This is a genomic window from Variovorax paradoxus (assembly GCF_902712855.1).
Taxonomy (GTDB): domain Bacteria; phylum Pseudomonadota; class Gammaproteobacteria; order Burkholderiales; family Burkholderiaceae_C; genus Variovorax; species Variovorax paradoxus_Q.
In genome coordinates, this window is sequence record NZ_LR743507.1 from 2,926,018 (window position 1) to 2,947,081 (window position 21,064).

The 21,064-nt window shown below is 66.0% G+C and carries 22 protein-coding genes and 1 tRNA gene; 10 read left to right on the forward strand and 13 right to left on the reverse strand.

The genetic code is table 11. From position 1 onward, the window contains the following. Window positions 1-61 precede the first annotated feature (61 nt). The 6 genes from AACL56_RS13380 to AACL56_RS13405 all read right to left on the reverse strand — a co-directional run bounded on the left by AACL56_RS13380 (window position 62) and on the right by AACL56_RS13405 (window position 4,150). Window positions 62-631 (reverse strand): hypothetical protein, encoded by a 570-nt coding sequence (locus AACL56_RS13380; protein WP_339090305.1) that lies wholly within the window; start codon window positions 629-631, stop codon window positions 62-64. A 93-nt stretch (window positions 632-724) separates the two neighbouring features. Beyond that, window positions 725-1,516 carry a zinc-dependent peptidase gene (locus tag AACL56_RS13385; protein WP_339090306.1) on the reverse strand — a complete coding sequence of 264 codons (792 nt, stop codon included), beginning with the start codon at window positions 1,514-1,516 and terminating at the stop codon, window positions 725-727. Window positions 1,517-1,533: 17 nt separating this feature from the next. After that, window positions 1,534-2,313 carry a UDP-2,3-diacylglucosamine diphosphatase gene (locus AACL56_RS13390; RefSeq protein ID WP_339090307.1) on the reverse strand — a complete coding sequence of 260 codons (780 nt, stop codon included), beginning with the start codon at window positions 2,311-2,313 and terminating at the stop codon, window positions 1,534-1,536. Window positions 2,314-2,346: 33 nt separating this feature from the next. Then, window positions 2,347-2,859, reverse strand: a complete 513-nt coding sequence (locus AACL56_RS13395; protein WP_339090308.1) for a peptidylprolyl isomerase — start codon at window positions 2,857-2,859, stop codon at window positions 2,347-2,349. 26 nt (window positions 2,860-2,885) lie between these two features. Beyond that, window positions 2,886-3,479: a peptidylprolyl isomerase gene (locus tag AACL56_RS13400; RefSeq protein WP_339090309.1), complete on the reverse strand. Its 594-nt coding sequence runs from the start codon at window positions 3,477-3,479 to the stop codon at window positions 2,886-2,888. A gap of 80 nt (window positions 3,480-3,559) precedes the next feature. After that, window positions 3,560-4,150 carry a tetratricopeptide repeat protein gene (locus AACL56_RS13405; protein ID WP_339090310.1) on the reverse strand — a complete coding sequence of 197 codons (591 nt, stop codon included), beginning with the start codon at window positions 4,148-4,150 and terminating at the stop codon, window positions 3,560-3,562. A 194-nt stretch (window positions 4,151-4,344) separates the two neighbouring features. Between AACL56_RS13405 and cysS the strand changes: the two genes are divergently transcribed. From cysS to AACL56_RS13435, 6 genes are all read left to right on the forward strand, one after another. Then, on the forward strand, window positions 4,345-5,721 hold the full coding sequence (gene cysS, locus AACL56_RS13410) for a cysteine--tRNA ligase (RefSeq protein WP_339090311.1): 1,377 nt from the start codon (window positions 4,345-4,347) through the stop codon (window positions 5,719-5,721). 17 nt (window positions 5,722-5,738) lie between these two features. Further along, complete coding sequence (locus tag AACL56_RS13415; protein ID WP_339090312.1) at window positions 5,739-6,389, forward strand: DNA-3-methyladenine glycosylase family protein; 651 nt, start codon at window positions 5,739-5,741, stop codon at window positions 6,387-6,389. A 149-nt stretch (window positions 6,390-6,538) separates the two neighbouring features. Next, entirely contained in the window at window positions 6,539-7,519 is a 981-nt protein-coding gene (locus tag AACL56_RS13420; RefSeq protein WP_339090313.1) for an acetyl-CoA carboxylase carboxyltransferase subunit alpha, read from the forward strand. Between the two features lie 15 nt (window positions 7,520-7,534). Further along, window positions 7,535-8,512 carry a tRNA lysidine(34) synthetase TilS gene (gene tilS, locus AACL56_RS13425; RefSeq protein WP_339090314.1) on the forward strand — a complete coding sequence of 326 codons (978 nt, stop codon included), beginning with the start codon at window positions 7,535-7,537 and terminating at the stop codon, window positions 8,510-8,512. A gap of 55 nt (window positions 8,513-8,567) precedes the next feature. After that, complete coding sequence (locus tag AACL56_RS13430) at window positions 8,568-9,836, forward strand: aspartate kinase (RefSeq protein ID WP_339090315.1); 1,269 nt, start codon at window positions 8,568-8,570, stop codon at window positions 9,834-9,836. 27 nt (window positions 9,837-9,863) lie between these two features. Beyond that, window positions 9,864-9,956: transfer RNA gene (locus AACL56_RS13435), tRNA-Ser, on the forward strand. Between the two features lie 111 nt (window positions 9,957-10,067). Here AACL56_RS13435 and AACL56_RS13440 read toward each other — a convergent pair. Both AACL56_RS13440 and AACL56_RS13445 read right to left on the reverse strand, forming a co-directional pair. Beyond that, window positions 10,068-12,020 carry a sensor histidine kinase gene (locus AACL56_RS13440; RefSeq protein ID WP_339090316.1) on the reverse strand — a complete coding sequence of 651 codons (1,953 nt, stop codon included), beginning with the start codon at window positions 12,018-12,020 and terminating at the stop codon, window positions 10,068-10,070. Window positions 12,021-12,123: 103 nt separating this feature from the next. Continuing rightward, a complete protein-coding gene (locus tag AACL56_RS13445; protein ID WP_425337012.1) occupies window positions 12,124-12,372 on the reverse strand; it encodes a c-type cytochrome in 249 nt (82 codons plus the stop codon). 260 nt (window positions 12,373-12,632) lie between these two features. Between AACL56_RS13445 and AACL56_RS13450 the strand changes: the two genes are divergently transcribed. Next, window positions 12,633-13,304: a hypothetical protein gene (locus AACL56_RS13450; protein WP_339090318.1), complete on the forward strand. Its 672-nt coding sequence runs from the start codon at window positions 12,633-12,635 to the stop codon at window positions 13,302-13,304. A gap of 182 nt (window positions 13,305-13,486) precedes the next feature. Here AACL56_RS13450 and AACL56_RS13455 read toward each other — a convergent pair whose 3' ends face one another. The 5 genes from AACL56_RS13455 to AACL56_RS13475 all read right to left on the reverse strand — a co-directional run bounded on the left by AACL56_RS13455 (window position 13,487) and on the right by AACL56_RS13475 (window position 17,391). Then, window positions 13,487-13,675 carry a hypothetical protein gene (locus AACL56_RS13455; protein ID WP_339090319.1) on the reverse strand — a complete coding sequence of 63 codons (189 nt, stop codon included), beginning with the start codon at window positions 13,673-13,675 and terminating at the stop codon, window positions 13,487-13,489. 132 nt (window positions 13,676-13,807) lie between these two features. Beyond that, window positions 13,808-14,614, reverse strand: a complete 807-nt coding sequence (locus AACL56_RS13460; protein WP_339090320.1) for a PPK2 family polyphosphate kinase — start codon at window positions 14,612-14,614, stop codon at window positions 13,808-13,810. 94 nt (window positions 14,615-14,708) lie between these two features. Beyond that, window positions 14,709-15,146, reverse strand: a complete 438-nt coding sequence (locus AACL56_RS13465; protein WP_339090321.1) for an RNA-binding S4 domain-containing protein — start codon at window positions 15,144-15,146, stop codon at window positions 14,709-14,711. A gap of 51 nt (window positions 15,147-15,197) precedes the next feature. Continuing rightward, on the reverse strand, window positions 15,198-16,589 hold the full coding sequence (locus AACL56_RS13470) for a sensor histidine kinase (RefSeq protein ID WP_339090322.1): 1,392 nt from the start codon (window positions 16,587-16,589) through the stop codon (window positions 15,198-15,200). Window positions 16,590-16,704: 115 nt separating this feature from the next. Beyond that, entirely contained in the window at window positions 16,705-17,391 is a 687-nt protein-coding gene (locus AACL56_RS13475) for a response regulator transcription factor (RefSeq protein ID WP_339090323.1), read from the reverse strand. Window positions 17,392-17,537: 146 nt separating this feature from the next. Here AACL56_RS13475 and AACL56_RS13480 point away from each other — a divergent pair, with 146 nt between their 5' ends. The 3 genes from AACL56_RS13480 (at window position 17,538) to AACL56_RS13490 (ending at window position 20,942) form a co-directional block, all read left to right on the forward strand. Beyond that, entirely contained in the window at window positions 17,538-18,497 is a 960-nt protein-coding gene (locus AACL56_RS13480; protein ID WP_339090324.1) for a tripartite tricarboxylate transporter substrate binding protein, read from the forward strand. Window positions 18,498-18,636: 139 nt separating this feature from the next. Continuing rightward, complete coding sequence (locus AACL56_RS13485) at window positions 18,637-19,173, forward strand: tripartite tricarboxylate transporter TctB family protein (RefSeq protein ID WP_339090325.1); 537 nt, start codon at window positions 18,637-18,639, stop codon at window positions 19,171-19,173. A gap of 245 nt (window positions 19,174-19,418) precedes the next feature. Continuing rightward, window positions 19,419-20,942 carry a tripartite tricarboxylate transporter permease gene (locus AACL56_RS13490; protein ID WP_339090326.1) on the forward strand — a complete coding sequence of 508 codons (1,524 nt, stop codon included), beginning with the start codon at window positions 19,419-19,421 and terminating at the stop codon, window positions 20,940-20,942. The last annotated feature ends 122 nt before the right edge of the window (window positions 20,943-21,064 follow it).

The following is a 21,064-nucleotide window of genomic DNA, read 5'->3' on the forward strand; positions in this document are numbered from 1 at the left end:
TTTTATTGGATCAAGGGGAACGGCGACGGCTCGGAGCCCGCCGCCGGTCTCGGGCCTGCACTCAGGCCGTGGCGGCTTCCTCGGCAACCGCGCCCTCGCGCAGCTTGCGTCGCAGCACCAGTCCGCCGATGCCCAGCAGCAGCGCGACGGCGCCGACGATCAACGTGCCCTTGTCGGTGGCACTGGAGGCTGCGGCCTTGTCCTTGTTCTCCATGATCTTCTGCACATCGGCCAGCGACACGACCGGCTGGCCCTTGAGCTTCACTTCGTAGACGAGGTTGTGGTCCGAGGGGTCGACGCGCACCTCGACGGCTTCGTCGATCAGCGGCTCGAGCTTCTGGCGGCCGACTGCGTAGTCGACGCGCCATTTCTCGGTGCTGCCGTCGGCCACCTTGGCATCGAGCACGAAGTAGTGGCGCGTGGTGCTGCCACCGCGGCGACGCTTGGTGGTTTCAGTGATCTCGCTGCCGCTGACGATCGTGCCGCTCTTCGCGACAAGGTCCTCCACCGCGGTGCCGTGCGTGTCCGAGCTGGCCTTGAACTGGGCGTATGCCGCCCAGCCCAGGATGCCGATGCCGATCAGCAGTGCGATCCACGCCTTGCCCGTGACCTGATAGAGCCAATCCCTCATGTTGTTTACCTTTTTGAAGTGTTGAAAACACGGCGATGGTAAACGCAGTTTCGCTATTAAATAAATAGCCAACAAATGAGTGGCAGAGCGCGTTCAGGCTACTTTAGACAGAAAGAATTCATCGAACATCGCGAGCACCGCGGGGAAGTCGCGGGCGAAGTTCGGGCGGTTCACGAAATAGGCCTCGCAGGCGACCGCGAAGAACTCGCTGAGGGAGGTTGCGCCGTAGTCGTCGAGCCACGGCGGCTCCCCACCGAATCGTTCCGCCACGATGGTCTTTTCGCGAAAGTCCTGGTAGGCCGGTTCGAGCACCGCAAGCCACGCCGCACGGGCTTCGCGGTTGCCGCGGCTGGCGGCAAAGCCGGGCGGCAGCGGCGGGCAGCCGTTGGCGTCGCCACCGCGCATGTCGATCTTGTGGGCGAACTCGTGGATCACCACGTTGTAGCCGCGCTCGCTGGTGATGCTGCTGGCCAGCACGTCGTCCCAGCTCAGCATGACGGGGCCGCGGTCCATGGCCTCGCCGGCCACGACTTCGCCGTACTCGTGCACGACCTGGGCCTCGTCGACCACCTTGCGCCTCGCCACGACTTCGGACCGGTGAACCACGATGCCGACGAAATCGTCGTACCAGTCGAGGCCGCCCTTGAGGTGCAGCACGGGCAGCACGGCCTGCGCGGCGATGGCCAGCGCCACTTCGTTGGTGATGGTGAAGCCCTTGGCGCCATGGAATTCCTTGTCGCGCAGGAATTCGGCGGTGAGCGTGCGAAGGTGTCGTCGGTCGGTCTCGGGCAGGGCGCCCAGGAAGGTGTAGCGCTTGAGCACCGCCTGCCAGGCGGCTTCGGGGATCGGGGGCAGGGCGCGCAGCCGGCGCAGCCACTTGAACATCGTCGGTGGCGGCGCGCTCAGCGCAGGTCGACGCGCTGGGCGCCGGCCGTGGAAAGGCACAGCAGCTGCGCGCGCGGCGGGTGCGCTGCGGCGTCCCAGTCGCTCAGCACGAGTCGGTGCAGGCCGTCGCCCAGGTCGTGATGGGCAGGGCGGTGGGTGTGGCCGTGCACCAGCGTATGGGCGCCAGACTGGCGCAGCCACTGGCGGGCCGCGTCGGTGTCGACATCGGCCCAGACGGTCGAGGGGTTGCGCTTGCGGTCTTCGCTCTGCACGCGCATCGAGCGTGCCAGCGCGCGGCGCTCCTCGAGCGGACGCGCGAGAAACGCAGACTGCCACTCGGGCGTGCGCACCTGTGCGCGGAACTTGAGGTAGTCGGTGTCCTCGAGGCAGAGGATGTCGCCATGGCTCAGCAGCCAGCGCTGGCCGTGCAGCACCAGCACCGTCGGGTCGTCGAGCAACGTGATGTTGCATTGCGTCGCCAGTGCGGGCCCGACCAGGAAGTCGCGATTGCCGTGCATGAAGAACACCGGCAGCCGCTGCGCGGTGCGGCGCAGCAGTTCGGCGCATTGCGCCTCGAAGCCCGGCTCGGCGGTGGAGTCGTCGCCGACCCATACCTCGAACAGGTCGCCGAGGATGATGAGCGCGTCAGCCGGCGTGGTCTGCAGGTAGCCCTGCCAGGCCGCGAAGGTGGCGGGTTCTCCGGCCTGAAGATGCAGGTCGGAGATCAGGTCGACGGTGCGCCACGCGGGTGGGGCCACCAGCTCGGGAAAAAGCGGGTTCGCCACCGTGCTGCTCATGCCGCGTTCATGCCGCACCGTGACCGAAGGCCGTCACTCGGCGATGACGACAGCCTTTTCGATCACGACGTCCTCGAGCGGCACGTCGTCGTGGAAGCCCTTGCGGCCCGTCTTCACGGCCTTGATCTTGTCGACCACGTCGGTGCCGTTGATGACCTTGCCGAACACGGCATAGCCCCAGCCTTGCGCCGAGGGGGCGGTGTGGTTCAGGAAGCCGTTGTCGGACACATTGATGAAGAACTGGGCCGTTGCCGAGTGCGGCGCGCTGGTGCGGGCCATGGCGACGGTGTAGTTGTCGTTCTTCAGGCCGTTGTTGGCCTCGTTCTGGATCTCGGCGTCGGTGGGCTTCTGCTTCATGCCGGGCTCGAAGCCGCCGCCCTGCACCATGAAGCCGGGGATCACGCGGTGGAACACCGTGTTGTCGTAGTGGCCCTTCTTCACGTACGAGACGAAGTTCTCGACCGACTTCGGCGCCTTCTCGGCGTCGAGTTCGAGCGTGATCACGCCGTAGTTCTTGATGTGCAGTTCGACTTGGGGGTTGCTCATGGCGGGACTCCTTCTTGGGAAATGAATTACTTCGCCAGCAGCGTGGCGGACTTGATGGTGACGGCCTCGAGCGGCACGTTCTGCATGCCACCCTTGTTGCCGGTGGACACGGTGCGGATCTTGTCGACCACGTCGGTCCCGGCGACGACCTTTCCGAACACGGCGTAGCCGTAGCCGTCCGGGTTGGGGGCGTTGAGCGAGTCGTTGTTCTTCACGTTGATGAAGAACTGCGACGTCGCGGAATTCGGATTGCCGGTGCGGGCCATCGCGATCGTGTACCTGTCGTTCTTCAGGCCGTTGCTCGCCTCGAGCGGAATGGGCGCGCGCGTGGGCTTCTGCTGCATGTCGGCGGTGAAGCCGCCGCCCTGGATCATGAAGCCGTCGATGACGCGGTGGAACACCGTGCCGTCGTAGTGCTTGTCCTTGACGTACTGCAGGAAGTTCTCGACCGACTTGGGGGCCTTCGCGGCGTCGAGTTCGACCACGATGTCGCCGGCCGACGTGGCCAGCTTGACGCGCGGAGCGGCCGTTTGCGCGTGGGCGCCGGCGGTGAAGGCGAATGCGGCGGCCAGCGCGAGGGCGCCGCGGCGGCTGAACTTCTGCAATGCGTGAATGGTCAAGTGATGCTCCGTGTGCGAATGATGAAGCGGTGGCCGTGCAACGGGCGCCGTGGCCGGCGTGCCCGCGACGGCCGTGGCGATTACTTGCTGGTGCGGCCGACCGGCTTGCGGATCACCGGTGGCGCCGCGGGCAGGGCGGCGGCCTCGGCCTCGGTCTTGGAAGTGAAGATCTGGCGGATCAGCACGAGCTTGGGCGCCACGCTCGAATTGGTGCTGGCGAACTGCTGCGCACGCACGTATTCCTGGGCTGCGAGGCGGGCGTACACGTCGCCGAGATTCTCGTGCGCCGTGGCGTAGTTGGGGTTGAGCTTGATGGCCTGCTCGAGCGCTGCGCGGGCCTGGTCGAACTTGCTTTGCGACGCATACAACGCGGCCAGGTTGTTGTAGGGCTCGGACAGCTCGGGGAAGTCCTGCGTGAGTTGCGTGAATGCGGTGATGGCCTCGGCCTGCTTGTTCTGCTCGGTGAGGATCACGCCGCGCAGGAAGCGCATCTGCGGGTCGCGCGGCTTGCCGGCGATGTAGGTGTCGGCCTTGGCCAGCGCTTCAGCGGACTTGCCCTGGCGCAGCAATGTGTTGACGTCGTCGTACTCGTTGGCCTGTGCGGCGGAGCCCCACAGGCTGAACAGCAGGGCGAAGGCAATGGAGAGTCTGGAGAACGCGGCGTGCTTCATGAAGCCTCTGCAGAAATGGGGGGATGCGGGCTTGGGGAACACCCGGACGCCGCTTGGCGGCAGACGTTTATACTCGGTCGGATTGTAGCCGAGGGGCCATGTCGAACCCCTCGCGACCACAGCCCCCTTCACCCCTGAAAAACACCGTCTTTCGCTCGTATTGCACGAGCGCGAAATGACGTTTTCCGAATCTCATGAGTCTGCGCATCTACAACACGCTGTCGCGTGAATTGGAGGAATTCTCCCCATTGCATCCCGGACAGGTGCGCATGTACGTTTGCGGCATGACGGTGTACGACTACTGCCACCTCGGCCACGCGCGCTCGATGATCGCGTTCGACGTGGTGCAGCGCTGGCTCAAGGTGAGCGGCTACGGCGTGACCTACGTGCGCAACATCACCGACATCGACGACAAGATCATCCGCCGGGCCGTGGAGAACGGGGAGAGCATCCGCGCGCTGACCGACCGCATGATCGACGCGCTGCATGAGGACGCGGACGCGCTCGGCATCGAGCGCCCCACGCACGAGCCGCGCGCCACCGACTACATCCCGCAGATGCTCTCGATGATCGGCACGCTCGAGAAGAAGGGCCTCGCCTATCGCTCGGACAACGGCGACGTGAACTACGCGGTGCGCAAGTTTCCCGGCTACGGCAAGCTCAGCGGCAAGTCGATCGACGAACTGCATGCGGGTGAGCGCGTGGCCGTGCTCGACGGCAAGGACGATCCGCTCGATCCCGTGCTCTGGAAGAGTGCGAAGGCCAGCGAACCTGAGGAAGTGAAGTGGGCCAGCGAGTTCGGTCCGGGACGCCCGGGTTGGCACATCGAGTGCTCGGCGATGGCATGCGAACTGCTCGGTGAGACGCTAGACATCCACGGCGGCGGCGAGGACCTGCAGTTTCCCCACCACGAGAACGAGATCGCGCAGAGCGAGGGCGCCAACGACAAGCCGCTCGCCAACTACTGGATGCACAACGGCTTCATCGTGACGGACAACGAGAAGATGTCCAAGAGCCTGGGCAACTTCTTCCTGATCCGCGATGTGCTCAAGAAGTACGACGCGGAGACCATCCGTTTCTTCGTGCTGCGCGCGCACTATCGCCGCCCGTTGAACTACAGCGACGTGCACCTCGACGACGCGCGGGCGTCGCTCAAGCGCCTGTACACGGCGCTCGACCTGGTGACGCCGGCCGACGTCAAGATCGACTGGACCGACGCCTACGCCGCGCGTTTCAAGGCGGCGATGGACGAAGACTTCGCCACGCCCGAGGCGGTTGCCGTGCTCTTCGACCTGGCGGGTGAAGTCAACCGCACGCAGTCGGCCGCGCAAGCCGGTCTGCTGAAGGCCCTGGGCGGCTGCGTGCAGATATTGCAGGACGACCCCAAGGCCTTCTTGCGCGCCGGCGCCACGCTCGACGAGGCCACCATCCAGGGCCGTATCGATGCCCGTGCTGCCGCCAAGGCCGCGAAGGACTTCGCCGAAGCCGATCGCATTCGCCAGGAACTCCTCGAGCAGGGCATCGTGCTCAAGGACTCGCCCACGGGAACGACCTGGGCGGCTGCGCAGTGAACGGAACGACGAACCCCATGCCTGCGACCCGTAAGTCGAGCGTACAGATCTACACGCCGGACTATTGGGAAGAGGCGTGCAAGCATCTTTCCAAGAAGGACCGCGTCATGAAGCGGCTGATTCCGAAGTTCGGAGATGCCTGCCTCGAGTCGCGCGGCGACGCCTTCACCACGCTCGCGCGCAGTGTGGTCGGCCAGCAGATCTCGGTGAAGGCCGCTCAGTCGGTGTGGGACAAGTTCGCCGCACTGCCGCGCAAGCTGACGCCGGCGAACGTGCTCAAGCTCAAGGTCGACGACATGCGCGCGGCCGGGCTGTCGGCACGCAAAATCGAGTACCTCGTCGACTTGGCGCTGCACTTCGACTCGGGCATGGTCCACGTCGATTCGTGGAAGGACATGGCCGATGAGCACATCATCGAGGAGCTCGTGGCCATCCGCGGCATCGGCCGCTGGACGGCCGAGATGTTCCTCATCTTCCACCTGATGCGGCCGAACGTGCTCCCGGTCGATGACCTGGGCCTGCTCAACGGCATCAGCGTCAACTATTTTTCGGGCGATCCGGTCAGCCGCAGCGATGCCCGCGACGTCGCCGTGGCCTGGGCGCCTTATTGCAGTGTGGCGACTTGGTATATTTGGCGATCGCTGGATCCCGTTCCAGTCGCGTACTAGCAACACCCCAGGTTGCGCGCGCCGCGTGTTGCTTCGCCAACCCGCTCGCGGGCAGCACCGGCGGCCGATAAAGCCGGTTCCACGGTGTTCCCGGAGTGGATGACGCGACGGGCTGGCGGACAGTCAATTGAAATAAACAGGAGAAGACGTTGGCGAAACGAACCTTCCTCGACTTCGAGCAGCCCATTGCTGAACTCGAAACCAAGATCGAAGAATTGCGTTATGTGCAGACCGAATCGGCGGTCGACATTTCTGAAGAAATCGATCAGCTCGGCAAGAAGAGCCAGCAACTCACCAAGGACATCTACAGCGACCTGACGCCGTGGCAGATCACCAAGATCGCACGGCATCCGGAGCGTCCCTACACGCTCGACTACGTCAACGAGATCTTCACCGATTTCGTCGAGCTTCACGGCGACCGGCATTTTTCGGATGACCTGTCGATCGTGGGCGGTCTCGCACGCTTCAACGGCGTACCGTGCATGGTGATCGGCCACCAGAAGGGCCGCGACACGAAGGAACGCACGGCGCGCAACTTCGGCATGAGCAAGCCGGAGGGATACCGCAAGGCCCTGCGTCTCATGAAGACGGCCGAGAAGTTCAAGCTCCCGGTGTTCACCTTCGTCGACACGCCTGGCGCGTATCCCGGCATCGACGCCGAAGAACGCGGCCAGTCCGAAGCCATTGGCCGCAACATCTTCGAGATGGCGCAGCTCGAGGTGCCGATCATCGTCACGATCATCGGTGAAGGTGGCTCCGGCGGCGCTCTGGCCATTTCGGTCGGCGACCAGCTCGTGATGCTCCAGTACTCGATCTACTCGGTCATCAGCCCCGAGGGCTGCGCTTCCATCCTGTGGAAGACCAGCGAGAAGGCGCAGGAAGCCGCCGATGCACTCGGCATCACGGCTCACCGCCTGAAGGCGCTGGGCCTGGTCGACAAGATCGTGAACGAACCCGTCGGTGGTGCGCACCGCGACCATCGCCAGATGGCGGCTTTCCTCAAGCGCGCACTCAACGATGCATTCCGCCAGGTCAGCGACCTCAAGCCGAAGGAGCTGCTGGAGCGCCGCTACGAGCGCCTGCAGAGCTACGGTCGTTTCAACGACACGAAGGCCGACGCCGGCAGGTAAGCACAGGCGCTCGCCATGAACTCCGCTTTCGAACGCGCCATGGCCGCGTTCGAGCCGGCGCATTGGCCGCTGGCAGTGGGGTTCAGCGGCGGAGCCGACTCGACCGCGTTGCTCGCCGCCTGCGCAGCGCGCTGGCCGGAACAGGTGCTGGCCTTTCACGTGCACCACGGGCTGCAGGCCGCGGCCGACGACTTCGAACGCCATTGCCGTACCGTATGCGAACGCCTTGGCGTTCCGCTGCGTGTTCATCGGGTCGATGCACGTCACGCACCGGGAGACAGTCCCGAAGATGCGGCCCGCCGCGCCCGCTATGAGGCTTTCGCCGAGATGGCATATGGAGAAGGGGCCTCGCCGGCTGTCGAATCCATCGCGCTGGGCCACCACGCCGACGATCAGGTCGAAACGCTGATGCTGGCGCTTTCGCGCGGTGCGGGGCTGCCGGGCTTGGCAGCCATGCCGGCGTGCATTCGGCGCAATGGACTGGACGTCCATCGGCCGCTGCTGGCAGTCTCGGGCGCCGAGATTCGGGCGTGGCTCGATGTCCACGAATTGCCCTGGATCGACGACCCGACCAATGGCGACGAACGCTACACCCGCAACCGGATTCGCGCCGTGCTGTTGCCGGCCCTGGCGCAAGTGTTCCCGCAGTTCCGCGCCACCTTTGCGCGCAGCGTCGGTCACGCAGCGCAGGCGCAGCAACTGCTCGGCGACCTGGCCGAGCAAGACTTGGCAACGGTAGGCGATCCGCCGCGCATTGCCGCACTGCAGGTGCTTTCGCGCGCCCGGCAGGCCAATGTGCTGCGCCACTGGCTGATGCATTCGCATGGCTGCGGGCCCAGTGCCGCCCAGCTCGCGCAACTGCTCGACCAGGTCCGTGCATGCACCACGCGGGGGCACCGCATCCATCTCAAGGTGGGAGGCGGCTTTGCGGAGCGGGAGGGCGATTTCCTGCATTGGTACAATGCCCCGCCCTCGCCGAAGACTTCGCTCTGACCGCTTGCAGGGCGCCGCCTTTCAAGCGGCCCTTTTCTTATCTCTGATTTCACCCATGGCATTGATCGTTCACAAATACGGCGGTACGTCGATGGGCTCGACCGAGCGCATCAAGAATGTCGCCAAGCGCGTCGCCAAGTGGGCGCGTGCCGGCCACCAGATGATCGTGGTTCCGAGCGCCATGAGCGGCGAAACCAACCGCCTGCTCGGCCTGGCGAAGGAGTTGGCGCCCAGCAAACCGGGCGTGGCCCACAGCCGCGAACTCGACATGCTGGCGTCGACCGGCGAACAGGCTTCTTCGGCGCTGCTGGCCATCGCGCTGCAGGCCGAAGGCGTCGAGTCCGTGAGCTACGCAGGCTGGCAGGTTTCGGTGCGTACCGACAGCTCGTACACCAAGGCCCGCATCGAAAGCATCGACGACGCGCGCGTCATGGCCGACCTGAATGCCGGCAAAGTCGTGGTCATCACCGGTTTCCAGGGCGTGGACGACGATGGCAACATCACCACGCTGGGCCGTGGCGGCAGCGACACTTCCGCCGTGGCCATTGCCGCGGCCATGAAGGCGAACGAATGCCTGATCTACACCGACGTGGACGGCGTCTACACGACCGACCCGCGCGTCGAGCCCGACGCACGCCGCCTCACCACGGTGAGCTTCGAAGAGATGCTCGAGATGGCGAGCCTGGGCTCCAAGGTGCTGCAGATCCGCTCGGTGGAATTCGCCGGCAAGTACAAGGTCCCGCTGCGCGTGCTCTCGAGCTTCACGCCTTGGGACATCGACATCAATGAAGAGGCCAAGTCCGGCACGCTGATCACTTTCGAGGAAGACGAAAACATGGAACAAGCCGTCGTATCCGGCATCGCATTCAATCGCGACGAAGCCAAGATCTCGGTGCTCGGCGTACCCGACAAGCCCGGCATCGCCTACCACATCCTCGGCGCTGTTGCGGACGCCAACATCGAAGTCGATGTGATCATCCAGAACCTGAGCAAGGACGGCAAGACCGACTTCAGCTTCACGGTGCATCGCAACGAATACGCGAAGACGGTCGATCTGCTCCAGTCGAAGGTGATGCCGTCGCTGGGTGCCACTGAAATCGTGGGCGACACCAAGATCTGCAAGGTGAGCATCGTGGGCATCGGCATGCGCAGCCACGTGGGTGTGGCAAGCAAGATGTTCCGCGTGCTGAGTGAAGAGGGCATCAACATCCAGATGATCTCGACCAGCGAGATCAAGACCTCGGTCGTGATCGATGAGAAATACATGGAACTCGCCGTGCGCGCGTTGCATAAAGCCTTCGATCTCGACCAACCGAGCGCATAAGTAGTGGCATAATCTCGGCTTCTTTCAGGAACTGTGACCGAGTGGCCGAAGGTGCTCCCCTGCTAAGGGAGTATGGGGTGTAGAGCCTCATCGAGGGTTCGAATCCCTCCGGTTCCGCCAAGTTGATGAAGCCCCGTTGATCGTCGATCAACGGGGCTTTTTCTTTTTCGTTGCTGCAGGCGAACGGACGCGAGGCAACTCAGCGGGCGCAATGCAGCGGGGCAGCGCCGCTCAAGCTGCGTGAGCCACCCGGTGCAACGGCAGCCACAGCACGAAGCGCGTTCCCGTGGGCTTCGATTCCCAGTTCACCACGCCGTGTATGGCCTGCGCCCGCCGACGCTGGTTCTGCAGGCCGCGCCCCGATGCCGTCGGATCGACCGTCACGCGCTGCACGTCGAAGCCCTGTCCGTTGTCCTCGATCGTCACCTGCACACCTGCGCCGGCCATCGACGTGCCTACGCGAATTTCCGTGGCGCGTGTGTGGCGCAGGATGTTCGAGATGCTCTCCTGCACGATGCGCAGGATGTGCAATGCGCTCGACGGGTCGAGCCATTCCAGTGCGGGCAGTTCCTGTACTTCCCAGCGCAGCGACACGCCGGTGCCTTCGAGCCGTGGCTCCAGCCGATAGCGCAGCGTGGCGAGCAGCAGCAGCAGGTCGGCCTCGATCGGCTCCAGCGAATCGAGCGTGAGCTTCAGGTCGTCAAGGCAGCTCTTGAGAATCTGCGAGACCTTGTCGTCGCTCATGCCGCCGCCTTCCACGGAGCGGATGGCACTGATCAGCGACGAGCCGAGTCCGTCGTGCATGTCCTGCATCAGGCGCTGGCGCTCGGCGCTGATGGTCTGCAGCCGCTCGATCTCGCGCAGCTTCTGGTGGCTGAGCTGCAACTCGGCCTCCCGCCTGCGCAGGCGCTCGGCGAGACTCTGGTTGAGTTCCTCGACCTCGCCGATGGCGTGGACGTAGCGGCGGTACATCAGCGCCCCGAACACGCTGAAGGTGACGGCGTTGGTGTACGCCCCCAGGTACCAGCCTTCCGGGCTGATGAAGTTGTTCTGCAGCAGCCAGTCGGTGGCACCCAGCAATACGCAGATGCCGATGCCCACCGCCACCAGCCGCCCTTCGTTGGAGCAGCGCCATGCACTGACACCGCCCACCAGGCACACCATCGTGCCCATCAGCGCCGCAACTGCGTAGATCAGCGGCGTGACCTGCGGCGTGTTCTGAACGATCGCCAGCACGGGCATGGTGAGGAAGCCGATGATGGTGGTCGTCGCGACGACGCTCCAGGTCAGCCACCTGAGCGGCCGGCCGTGCAGTTGCCGAAGGAAGAAGTGAACCACCATCACCAGCCAGAAGAGCGCGTTGACGGTCAGCCAGGCGAACCAGTCGTTGGCGATCGGCTGGCTCACATAGAAATGGAGCCCGCGCATGAAGGAGCTGGCCGCGAGGTTGAAGAACAGCAGGTAGCCCGTTTCATCGCGGCGCCTGAACCACACGAATAGCGCGAACACGCCCACGGCCATGAAGGCTGCGCTGAGCATCGCAGGCAGTTCCTGTTGGAGCCATTGGCGCGCGCCATGGCGACCACGCAGAGACTCGACGGGGCCGATCCACAGCGAGGACAGTGCGACCTGCGCATTTCGCGTGTGCTCGAGCCGCAGCAGCACTTCATGCGGCGGCGTGCCACCAGCGGTGGCATGGTCGAGTTCGATCCACAGCGGCGTGCGGGTGCTGTTCCACAGCGGCCCCTGCTGCTGCGCCCGATGGACCAGCTGGCCATCGACATAGACCGCAATGGTCCCGTCGGTCTTGATCCGCGCGCCATAGAGCGCGAGGGGCGCTGCAGTGGGGGGCAGGTCGCTCGTGGAAATCCTGATCCAGGAAGTGCGGGTCGTCCTGGTGGCGGAAGCGGATCCCGCCTGCTCCAGCAGGGCGATAGGTGGCGCGAACGGCAGTTCGACCTGTTGCCAGGCGCTGGAGGGGAGGGCGGCGCTGTCCTGTTGCAGGGAGGGCTTCGAGAACCCCGAGGCATCTTCGGACTGCCAGTCTGCCCGTGTCAGATGCAGCAGCGTTCCGGGCTGCTGCACGCTCGCCATCGATGCGAAGAATGCGCCGATGACGCACAGCAGCGCAACCGACAGCAGGAGCACCACATTGGCGAACAGCGGTGCCGGGCGATGGCTCAAGGAGGGAAAGAAGGGGCGCATCCGGAGTTGGTGCACAAAGGCGTGTAACCCAATTTTCGCACTTTGTTACCAATCCTCGCCATCAGGCCCGGGCGGACGTGCTTCAGGAAGGCGGGTCCGGCTGGGACAGCACCCACCGCGCCAACGCCTGTGCATCGGCTTCGGAGACCTGTGTCTGCCTCGGCATGATGACGCGGCCCCAGGTGCCGACGCTGCCGTTGCGGATCTTCGCGGCCAGTCGCACGGGCGCCTCGGCATCGTTGCGATAGCGCTGCGCGATCTGCGCGAAGCCCGGTCCGACCTGCTTGTGGACGAGTCCGTGGCAGGCCATGCAGGCGTTTCTTCTTGCCATGGCCTCCCCCGGGGGAGTCTGCGCTTGCGCCGGTCCCGACAGGCACAAGGCAACGGCAACGGCAAGCTGGAATCGCGAAAGCTTTGGATTGATGGGGCGGGTCGGGCGCATGAAACCTCGTGTGGGAAGAGGATCGTAGCCGCCGCCTTCATGCTACGGCGAGATCCTGGCTCCGTCGTGCGTCCGCGACAATTGGGTCGAAGAGTAACTATATGTATGGTTAAATCCCCGCAACTATCGCGAAGAAGACGAGGGATTGCATGAAGCTGCTGCTGAGCATTGCGTTTGCCGCCGTGGCGTTGGTCGGATGTGCCAGCGCACCGCCACCGACGCCTACCGAACCCGGAACGGGCCGAGGCATTTCCTACGTGCCCATGGTCGCCATGGAAGGCGTGGACAAGGTGCGCTATGACAACGACGTGGCCGATTGCCGGACCGCGGCGAACCGCATCACGGCGCGCAGCGAAACGGGCGATGCCATGTGGGGCGCATTGGGTCTCGGCCTGATCACCGTGCACGGCCAGGGCATCGTTGCCGCGGCGTCGTACACCGGCATCACCGCGGCCATCATCGACTGGAACGGCAGGCCCGATGCGGATCTGATCGCCGATCACCAGCAGATCGCCATCGTGCATTGCATGGCCAAGCGTGGCTATCGCAACCTCGATGCGAATGTGCGCGACTCGTTCTACGGCAACACCTTCGACCCCGGCATCATCGTGAAGCCGCGCCGCACAGGCGTGGACACGTACAACGTCGAGAGCCTTGCCAAGGCCGGCCGTTGCAACCTGCAGCCGCGCGCGGAACTCACTTCGAAGGGGCCCGGCTACGAGACGTACAACGTGCCGTGCGACAACGGCGGCACGTGGGCCGTGCGGTGCGAGTTCGGCAAGTGCCGGGTGCTCGCGCAGGCGCTCATCCGGCGCTCCTGAATTCCTGCCGCTCCATAGCGGCGATGGGACAAACGGCCAGCGGTCGTTCGTCCCATGAGCAGCAAAAGCAACAGCGCGGCAACCCCGCGCTGTTTTTCATTCAGGCGTGCCCTGCCCGCGCGCCGCCTTCATTGCGTCGGGCGATCGCCTCGATCACCTTGCGAGCGTGCGCGCGATGGCGTTCAACGCCAGACGTAATGGCCGCGCACATAGCGGCCATGCTCGCGGTGCGCCGGCACCCACACCTTGTGCGGGCGATGGTGCGGGCGGTCGTAGCCGGGGCCATGGCGCGGACCCGGCTGGGCCATGGTGGCCGTCGAAGCGAATGCGAGCGTGGTGGCTGCAAGAACGAAGAGAAGTTGTTTTTTCATGTTGGAGTCCTTCTGGTTGGTGCACCCGAATCGGTACGCGGTCCAGCTTAGTGGGGCGTCCGAAGCCGCTTCGTAGGCGAATCCGCACTTTACAAGGAGGACACGCAAGACCCGTCACCGGGCCGGTCGCGTTCACTTGACGATCATTCCCTTCAGTGCCGGGTCTGGCGGAGGGGGCTTCAGCTTCATCTGCCGCATGGTCTTCACCAGCAGTTGCGCGACCATCACGTTGCGGTGCCGCTTGCTGTTGGCCGGGATCACATGCCAGGGCGCGTGGTCGGTCGAGGTGTGGCTCAGCGCGTTCTGGTAGGCCTGCTGGTAGGCGCTCCACTTGGTGCGCACTTCGAGGTCGTCCATGCTGAACTTCCATTGCTTGCCCGGTGTGTCGATGCGCGCCTGCAGCCGTTCGCGCTGCTCGTCCTTGTCGATGTGCAGCATGCATTTGACGACGACGGTGCCGGTCTCGACGAGCAGCCGTTCGAAGTCGTTGATCTGCGCATAGCGGCGCCTGGCTTCGGCCTTGTCGATCCAGCCTTCGACCACGGGCACCAGCACATCCTCGTAGTGGCTGCGGTTCCACACCATGATCTCGCCGGTGCGTGGCACGGCCGCATGGCAGCGCCAGAGGTAGTCGCGCGCGCGCTCCTCATCGTTCGGGGCCTTGAATGCAGTCACGCGCACGCCCAGTGGCGAGGTGCGCGAGAACACCCAGCGAACCGTGCCGTCCTTGCCGCTGGTGTCCAGGCCCTGCAGTACCAGCAGCAGCTTGCGCTTGCCTTCGGCATGCAGCAGGTCCTGGAGCTCGTCGAGCTCGACCGCCAATGCATCGACCTCCGCGCGCTGTGCGGCCTCGTCGCCTTCGCAGAAGGGCGTGTCGTCAGGATCGATGTGCGAGAGCTTGAACTTGTCGCCGACGCGGTATTTCTTGAAGCTGGCCATGAAGCGGGGACTCCGTGAGAACAACGAAGCCAACAGCGTAAGCGATCAGCGATCAGCGATCAGCGATCAGCGATCAGCGATCAGCGATCAGCGATCAGCGATCGTCGTCGTCCGGGTCGAGCGATGCGCTCCAGCGGTTGTCCCAGTCGGCATGCTGGCGCACGGCGCCGTCTAGCTCGCGCCGGTCGCGCTTGGTGGGGCGGCCCTGCTCGATGGCCAGCGCCGGCTCGCTGCCGGTGCGGCGCAGTTCGCGGAAAGCGGCCTGTGCCGCGATACTCTCGGGCGTTTCCTCGTAGAGCTGCTGCGCCACCGGCGCCGGTCCGCGCTGGCCGCTCAGACCGCGCACCGTCACGGTCCGCGTGAGCGGGCCGAGCCGCATGGCCACGGTGTCGCCGGGCTTGACCTCGCGCGAGGCCTTCGCGACGTCGCCGTTGACCTGCACGCGGTTCTTGCCGATTTCCTCGGCGGCCAGCGAGCGCGTCTTGAAGAAGCGTGCGGCCCAGAGCCATTTGTCGATGCGAAGACGTTCCATGGAGAGAGAAAGTGGGGAACGCGGATTGTGCCGCGCCGCGGACCCGGCCGGCTAGGGTGCCAGCGGCAGCCGCACGACGGCATCCAGCCCGCCGGCTGCGCGGTTGTCCAGCGCAATGCGGCCCTTCAGCGCGATCACGATCTCCCGGCAGATCGCCAGGCCCAGCCCGGAGCCGCTCGAGGTGCTTCCGGCCGAGAACGGCGCGAACAGGCGCTGGCGCAGTTCGGGCGAGATGCCCGGTCCGCTGTCGCGCACCGTCAGCACCGCTTCGCTGCCTTCGGGACGCACCGAGACCGACAGCGGCGCGCCGGCCGGGCTCAGCTTGATCGCGTTGTGCAGCAGGTTGCGCGTGAGCTCCTGCAGCATCCAGTGGTGCGCCTGCACGGGCACCGGCGGGCCGATGTCGAGTTCGAAGTCGAGCGCCTTGTCGGCGACCAGCGGCGACAGGTCGAGCACGATCTGCCGCACCACCTCGCCGAAGTCGAGCGTTACCGACTCCGGCTGCTGGCGCAGCTGCTCGACCTTCGCGAGCGACAGCATCTGGTTGGCCAGCGTCGTCGCGCGCTCGACTGTCTGGCTGATCTCGCCGAACGCCTGCTCGGGCGCCACGTCGCCGCGGCGCGCCGACTGCACCTGCGCCTTCAGCACCGCGAGCGGCGTGCGCAACTGGTGGGCGCTGTCGCGCACGAAGCGCTTCTGGTGGTCGAGCAGGCCCTGCAGCCGCCCCATCACCTGCGTGGTGGCATCGATGAGCGGACGCAGCTCGCGCGGCGCATCGGGCGCGTCGATGGGCGAGAGGTCGTCGGCCGGCCGCTTCTGGATGGCCTCGCCGAGCTCGCGGACCGGCTGCGTGGCGCGCTGGACCACGAACACCGTGGCCATGGCGATCACGCCCATAAGCAGGAACTGGCGCCACAGCATGTCGACCAGCAGCTTGCGCGCGAGCGTCTCGCGAATCTCCAGCGTCTCGGCCACCTGTACCACCGCCATGCCGCGGCCGCGCGCGCTGGCCACCGGCTGCAGCAGCACGGCCACGCGCACCGGCTGGTTGCGGAACTGTGCATCGTAGAAATCGACCAGTGCCGCATAGGCGCTCCGGTCGGGAATGCGGCCGCGCCAGAAGGGCAGTTCGGCGAAGCCCGAGATCATCTCGCCGTCGAGCGCCGACACGCGGTAGAAGAGCCGGCTGCGGTTGTCGGCCTCGAAGGCCTCGAGCGCGGAGTAGGGCACGATCGCGCGCAGTTGCGCCAGCTCGTCGTAGCCCTCCACGTCGAGCTGTTCGCCGATGGTCTTGGCCGAGGCCAGCAGGGTCCGGTCGTAGGCGGTGGTGGCGGCCGCCAGGCTCTGGCGGTACACGCTCACGCTGTTGATCACGATGAACACGGCAATCGGCGCGAGGATGCCGAGCAGCAGCCGGGCGCGCAACGAGGTCGCGCGGGTCATCGAAGCGATTTGCAGGTCGGGAAACACCGAGGAACCGGCTTCGCCGGGCCTCCGGTGTTGCCCCCTGCAAGGGGGTTGGCGTAGCGACACGAAGTGCGCGAAGCCTGGGGGTTGGTCATGTCTCAGGGCGCAGCAGATAGCCGAGGCCGCGCATCGTCATCAGCACGGCGCCCGTGCCCGAGAGCTTCTTGCGCAGCCGGTACACCACCACCTCGATGGCCTCGTACTGCACGTCGGTCTCGCCCGGAAACACCAGCTCGAACAGGCGCTCCTTGGTCACTGCGTGGCCCGGCTTCATCATCAGCGCCTTCAGCAGCGCCAGTTCGCGCGGCGTGAGCTCGAGCAGCTCTGCGCGGTGGTAGATGGCGCCGTTGTCGGGCTCGAAGCGCAGGCCGCCGACTTCCTGCGGGTTCAGCCCCATGTCCAGGCCCGGTATGGCGCTCTGGCTGCGGCGGCGCAGCGCGCGGATGCGCGCCTCGAGTTCGTCGAGGTCGAAGGGCTTGGGAAGGTAGTCGTCGGCACCGGCGTTCAGTCCCATGATGCGGTCGCCGACCGTGCCGCGCGCCGTCAGCAGGAGCACCGGCGTGCGCAGGCCTTCGGCGCGTGCCTGCGCCAGCACCTGCAGGCCGTCGAGGTTGGGAAGAGTGAGGTCGAGCGCGACCACGTCGGGCTCGATGGCGCGCCACTGGCCCACGGCCTCCGCGCCGTCGCCGCAGACGCGCACGTCGATGCGGCGGCGCCCGAGGGTGCGCTGCAGGGTGATCTGCATCGAGGGATCGTCTTCGACCAGCAGGAGCTTCATGGAGTGGATGGCGGGGCGTGCGGGGCGTGGTCTTCAGTGTTTTCCCCAGTCCGGTGGACAGCCAACTGACAGCGGGGCGGCGCATGATAGCGCTCAGGTCCGAGTCAGGTTCCTTTCAAGTTCCTTCCGTTTTCAGGAGACAACCCATGCGTCGCGATACCTTTCTGAAGTCTTTGGCCGCACTGGCCGCCACCGGGGCACTGCCGATGTCCGCCCTGGCCGCCGCCAACGTCAAGATGATGATCCCCGCCAATCCGGGCGGTGGCTGGGACACCACCGGCCGTGCGCTGGGCAAGGCACTCACCGACGCCAAGGTTGCCGACACGGTCGCCTACGACAACAAGGGCGGTGCCGCCGGCGCACTGGGCCTCGCCCAGTTCGTGAACGGTTCCAAGGGCGATGCCAACGCGCTGATGGTCATGGGCTCGGTCATGCTGGGCGGCATCATCACCGGCAAGCCGCCGGTCAAGCTCGAGCAGGCCACGCCCATCGCGCGCCTGACCACCGAATACAACGTGTTCGTGCTGCCCGCCAACTCGCCGCTGAAGACCATGAAGGACGTGGTCGACCAGCTCAAGAAGGACCCGGGCAGCGTCAAGTGGGGCGGCGGTTCGCGCGGCTCCACCGAGCACATCGCCGCGGCCATGATCGCGCAGAAGGTCGGCGCCGACCCCTCAAAGATCAACTACGTGGCCTTCCGCGGAGGCGGCGAGGCCACCGCCGCCATCCTGGGGGGCAACGTCACCGTGGGCGGCAGCGGCTACAGCGAGTTCGCCGAGTACATCGCCGCCGGCAAGATGAAGGCCATCGCCGTCACTTCGGCACAGCGCCTGCCGGGCATCAACGTGCCGACGCTGAAGGAGCAGGGCATCGACGTCGAGATCGGCAACTGGCGCGGCGTGTACGGCGCGCCGGGCATCTCGGCCGAACAGCGCAAGGCGCTGACCGACATGGTGCTCGCCGCGCTCAAGAGCGGCTCGTGGGCCGAATCGCTCAAGAAGAACGACTGGACCGCGGCCGTGCTGTCGGGCGACGCGTTCTCGAAGTTCGTCGACGACGACTTCGCCAGCCTGCGCGCCATCATGACCAAGTCGGGCATGGTCTGACATCGGTTCGCCCCCAGGCTGCGCGCACATCGTGTCGCGCGCGCCAATCCCCTGCCGGGGGCAACACCTGAGGGCCGGCGAAGCCGGTTCCCCGGTGTTCCCGAAGGGGCTCTCTTTCCCCTGAACGCGGGAGCAAAAAATGACAACTCCAGACTCCTCGGCCTCCCCACAGGCCGCGGCCACATGGCCGCAAACACTGGTCGGCGTCGGCGTGCTGCTGACCGGCGCCGCGCTGGCCTTCGGCGCGATCGGCATCTCGTCCGAAGCCGGCTACGGCGGCGTCGGCCCCAACTTCCTTCCCTGGCTGGTGTCGATCGTGCTGATCGTCTGCGGCGCCTGGATCACCTGGGAGGCGCGCACCGGCGGCTTCCGCGAGCTCGATGCGCCCAGCGGTGCCGACCGCGCCTACTGGCCCGGCTTCATCTGGGTGTCGGCGGGGCTGCTGCTCAACGCGGCGCTCATCACCACCATCGGTTTCATCCTGAGCTGCGCGCTGTGCTACCTGCTCGCGGTGCAGGGCCTGCGCCGCGCCGCCGGCCAGCCCTCTGCGAATTCGCCGGGCACGTGGGTCGTCGATTTCCTGACCGGCGTCGCCATCTCGGCGCCGGTCTTCTGGATGTTCACCAAGTTCCTGGCCATCAGCCTGCCGGGCCTCACCGCCACAGGGTGGATCTGACATGAACCCCCACGCTCATCACTCCGTGTATTCGCTGCCCCCCGAGGGGGCGCGGGCCTCCCTCGGGGCGGCCCAGCGGGAGGCCGGCATGAACCCCCACGCTCATCACTCCGTGTATTCGCTGCCCCCCGAGGGGGCGCGGGCCTCCCTCGGGGCGGCCCAGCGGGAGGCCGGCATGAGCCCCCACGCCCATCACATCGTGTATTCGCTGCCCCCCAAGGGGACGGCCCAGCGGGAGGCCTGACATGGACATCTTCAACGCCCTCATGACCGGCTTCGCGGCCGCGATCACCCCCATCAACCTTCTGTGGTGCCTCATCGGCTGCGCCCTGGGCACGGCGGTGGGCGTGCTGCCCGGCATCGGCCCGGCCGTGGCCGTGGCGATGCTGCTGCCGATCACCGGCAAGGTCGACATCACGGCCTCGATGATCTTCTTCTCGGGCATCTACTACGGCGCCATGTACGGCGGCTCGACCACGTCCATCCTGCTGAACACGCCCGGCGAGACCGCCAGCATGGTGACGGCGATGGAGGGCAACAAGATGGCCAAGAGCGGCCGCGCGGGCGCCGCGCTCGCCACCGCGGCCATCGGCTCCTTCGTGGCCGGCACCATCGCCACCGTGGTCGTCACGCTGTTCGCGCCCTTCGTGGCCGACTACGCGGTGCGGCTCGCGGCGCCCGAGTATTTCCTGCTGATGCTGCTGGCCTTCACCACGGTGAGCGCGGTGCTCGGCAAGAGCACGCTGCGCGGCATGACGGCACTGTTCGCGGGCCTGGCCATCGGATGCGTCGGCCTCGACCAGATTTCGGGCCAGGGCCGCTACACCGGCGACATGCCCGAGCTGCTCGACGGCATCGAGATCGTGCTGGTGGCCGTGGGCCTGTTCGCAGTGGCCGAGGTGCTCTACGCGGTGCTGTACGAAGGCCGCGTGGTCGAGGGCCAGAACAAGCTGACCCGCGTGCACATGACCGCGCGCGACTGGAAGCGCTCGATTCCCGCGTGGCTGCGCGGTGCGGCCATCGGCACGCCGTTCGGATGCATTCCGGCCGGCGGCACCGAGATCCCGACGTTCCTGAGCTACGCCACCGAAAAGAAGATGGCGAAGGATGCCGATGCCAAGAGCGAGTTCGGCACCACCGGCGCCATCGAAGGCGTGGCCGGCCCCGAGGCTGCGAACAACGCCACCGTGACTGCCGCACTGATCCCGCTGCTCACGCTCGGCATCCCGACCTCGAACACCACCGCCATCATGCTGGGCGCGTTCCAGAACTACGGCATCCAGCCCGGGCCGCAGCTGTTCACCACCTCGGCCGCGCTGGTGTGGGCGCTGATCGCCTCGCTCTACATCGGCAACCTGATGCTGCTGGTGCTGAACCTGCCGATGGTCGGCCTGTGGGTCAAGCTGCTCAAGATACCGAAGCCGCAGCTGTACGCCGGCATCCTGATCTTCGCGACCGTGGGTGCCTACGGCATGCGCCAGAACACCTTCGACCTGTTCCTGCTGTTCGCCATCGGCCTGCTGGGCGTGGTGATGCGGCGCTTCGATTTCCCGACCGCACCGGTGGTGGTCGGCATGATCCTCGGCCCGCTGGCCGAAGCCAACCTGCGCAATGCCATCTCGATGGGGCAGGGCAGCCCGGTGGTCTTCTTCCAGCGGCCCGAATCGATCGTGATCGTCGTCGTGATCGTCGCGGTGCTGGTGCTGCCGCGCCTGGCGAAGCGCATGAGCGAACGCAAGCTGAAGCGGCTGGCGCAGCTCGACGCCTGAGCGTTCTTCCGTCTTTCCGTCGATGCCGCGGCGCCTGGGGCCCGCGGCATTTTTTTCGTCTTGACGTTCCTGCAGCGGTCAAGCTGCTTCTCGCACCCCGCGACATGTCGGGCGTGACGCGC

Coding starts and splice junctions, on each gene's coding strand:
- AACL56_RS13405 (WP_339090310.1), bottom strand. CDS start 4,150: ATGAAGCACGCCGCGTTCTCCAGACTCTCCATTGCCTTCGCCCTGCTG.
- AACL56_RS13390 (WP_339090307.1), bottom strand. CDS start 2,313: ATGAGCAGCACGGTGGCGAACCCGCTTTTTCCCGAGCTGGTGGCCCCA.
- AACL56_RS13430 (WP_339090315.1), top strand. CDS start 8,568: ATGGCATTGATCGTTCACAAATACGGCGGTACGTCGATGGGCTCGACC.
- AACL56_RS13490 (WP_339090326.1), top strand. CDS start 19,419: ATGGACATCTTCAACGCCCTCATGACCGGCTTCGCGGCCGCGATCACC.
- AACL56_RS13445 (WP_425337012.1), bottom strand. CDS start 12,372: ATGGCAAGAAGAAACGCCTGCATGGCCTGCCACGGACTCGTCCACAAG.
- cysS (WP_339090311.1), top strand. CDS start 4,345: ATGAGTCTGCGCATCTACAACACGCTGTCGCGTGAATTGGAGGAATTC.
- AACL56_RS13455 (WP_339090319.1), bottom strand. CDS start 13,675: ATGAAAAAACAACTTCTCTTCGTTCTTGCAGCCACCACGCTCGCATTC.
- AACL56_RS13415 (WP_339090312.1), top strand. CDS start 5,739: ATGCCTGCGACCCGTAAGTCGAGCGTACAGATCTACACGCCGGACTAT.
- AACL56_RS13465 (WP_339090321.1), bottom strand. CDS start 15,146: ATGGAACGTCTTCGCATCGACAAATGGCTCTGGGCCGCACGCTTCTTC.
- AACL56_RS13480 (WP_339090324.1), top strand. CDS start 17,538: ATGCGTCGCGATACCTTTCTGAAGTCTTTGGCCGCACTGGCCGCCACC.
- AACL56_RS13460 (WP_339090320.1), bottom strand. CDS start 14,614: ATGGCCAGCTTCAAGAAATACCGCGTCGGCGACAAGTTCAAGCTCTCG.
- AACL56_RS13475 (WP_339090323.1), bottom strand. CDS start 17,391: ATGAAGCTCCTGCTGGTCGAAGACGATCCCTCGATGCAGATCACCCTG.
- AACL56_RS13395 (WP_339090308.1), bottom strand. CDS start 2,859: ATGAGCAACCCCCAAGTCGAACTGCACATCAAGAACTACGGCGTGATC.
- AACL56_RS13385 (WP_339090306.1), bottom strand. CDS start 1,516: ATGTTCAAGTGGCTGCGCCGGCTGCGCGCCCTGCCCCCGATCCCCGAA.
- tilS (WP_339090314.1), top strand. CDS start 7,535: ATGAACTCCGCTTTCGAACGCGCCATGGCCGCGTTCGAGCCGGCGCAT.
- AACL56_RS13485 (WP_339090325.1), top strand. CDS start 18,637: ATGACAACTCCAGACTCCTCGGCCTCCCCACAGGCCGCGGCCACATGG.
- AACL56_RS13380 (WP_339090305.1), bottom strand. CDS start 631: ATGAGGGATTGGCTCTATCAGGTCACGGGCAAGGCGTGGATCGCACTG.
- AACL56_RS13470 (WP_339090322.1), bottom strand. CDS start 16,589: ATGACCCGCGCGACCTCGTTGCGCGCCCGGCTGCTGCTCGGCATCCTC.
- AACL56_RS13450 (WP_339090318.1), top strand. CDS start 12,633: ATGAAGCTGCTGCTGAGCATTGCGTTTGCCGCCGTGGCGTTGGTCGGA.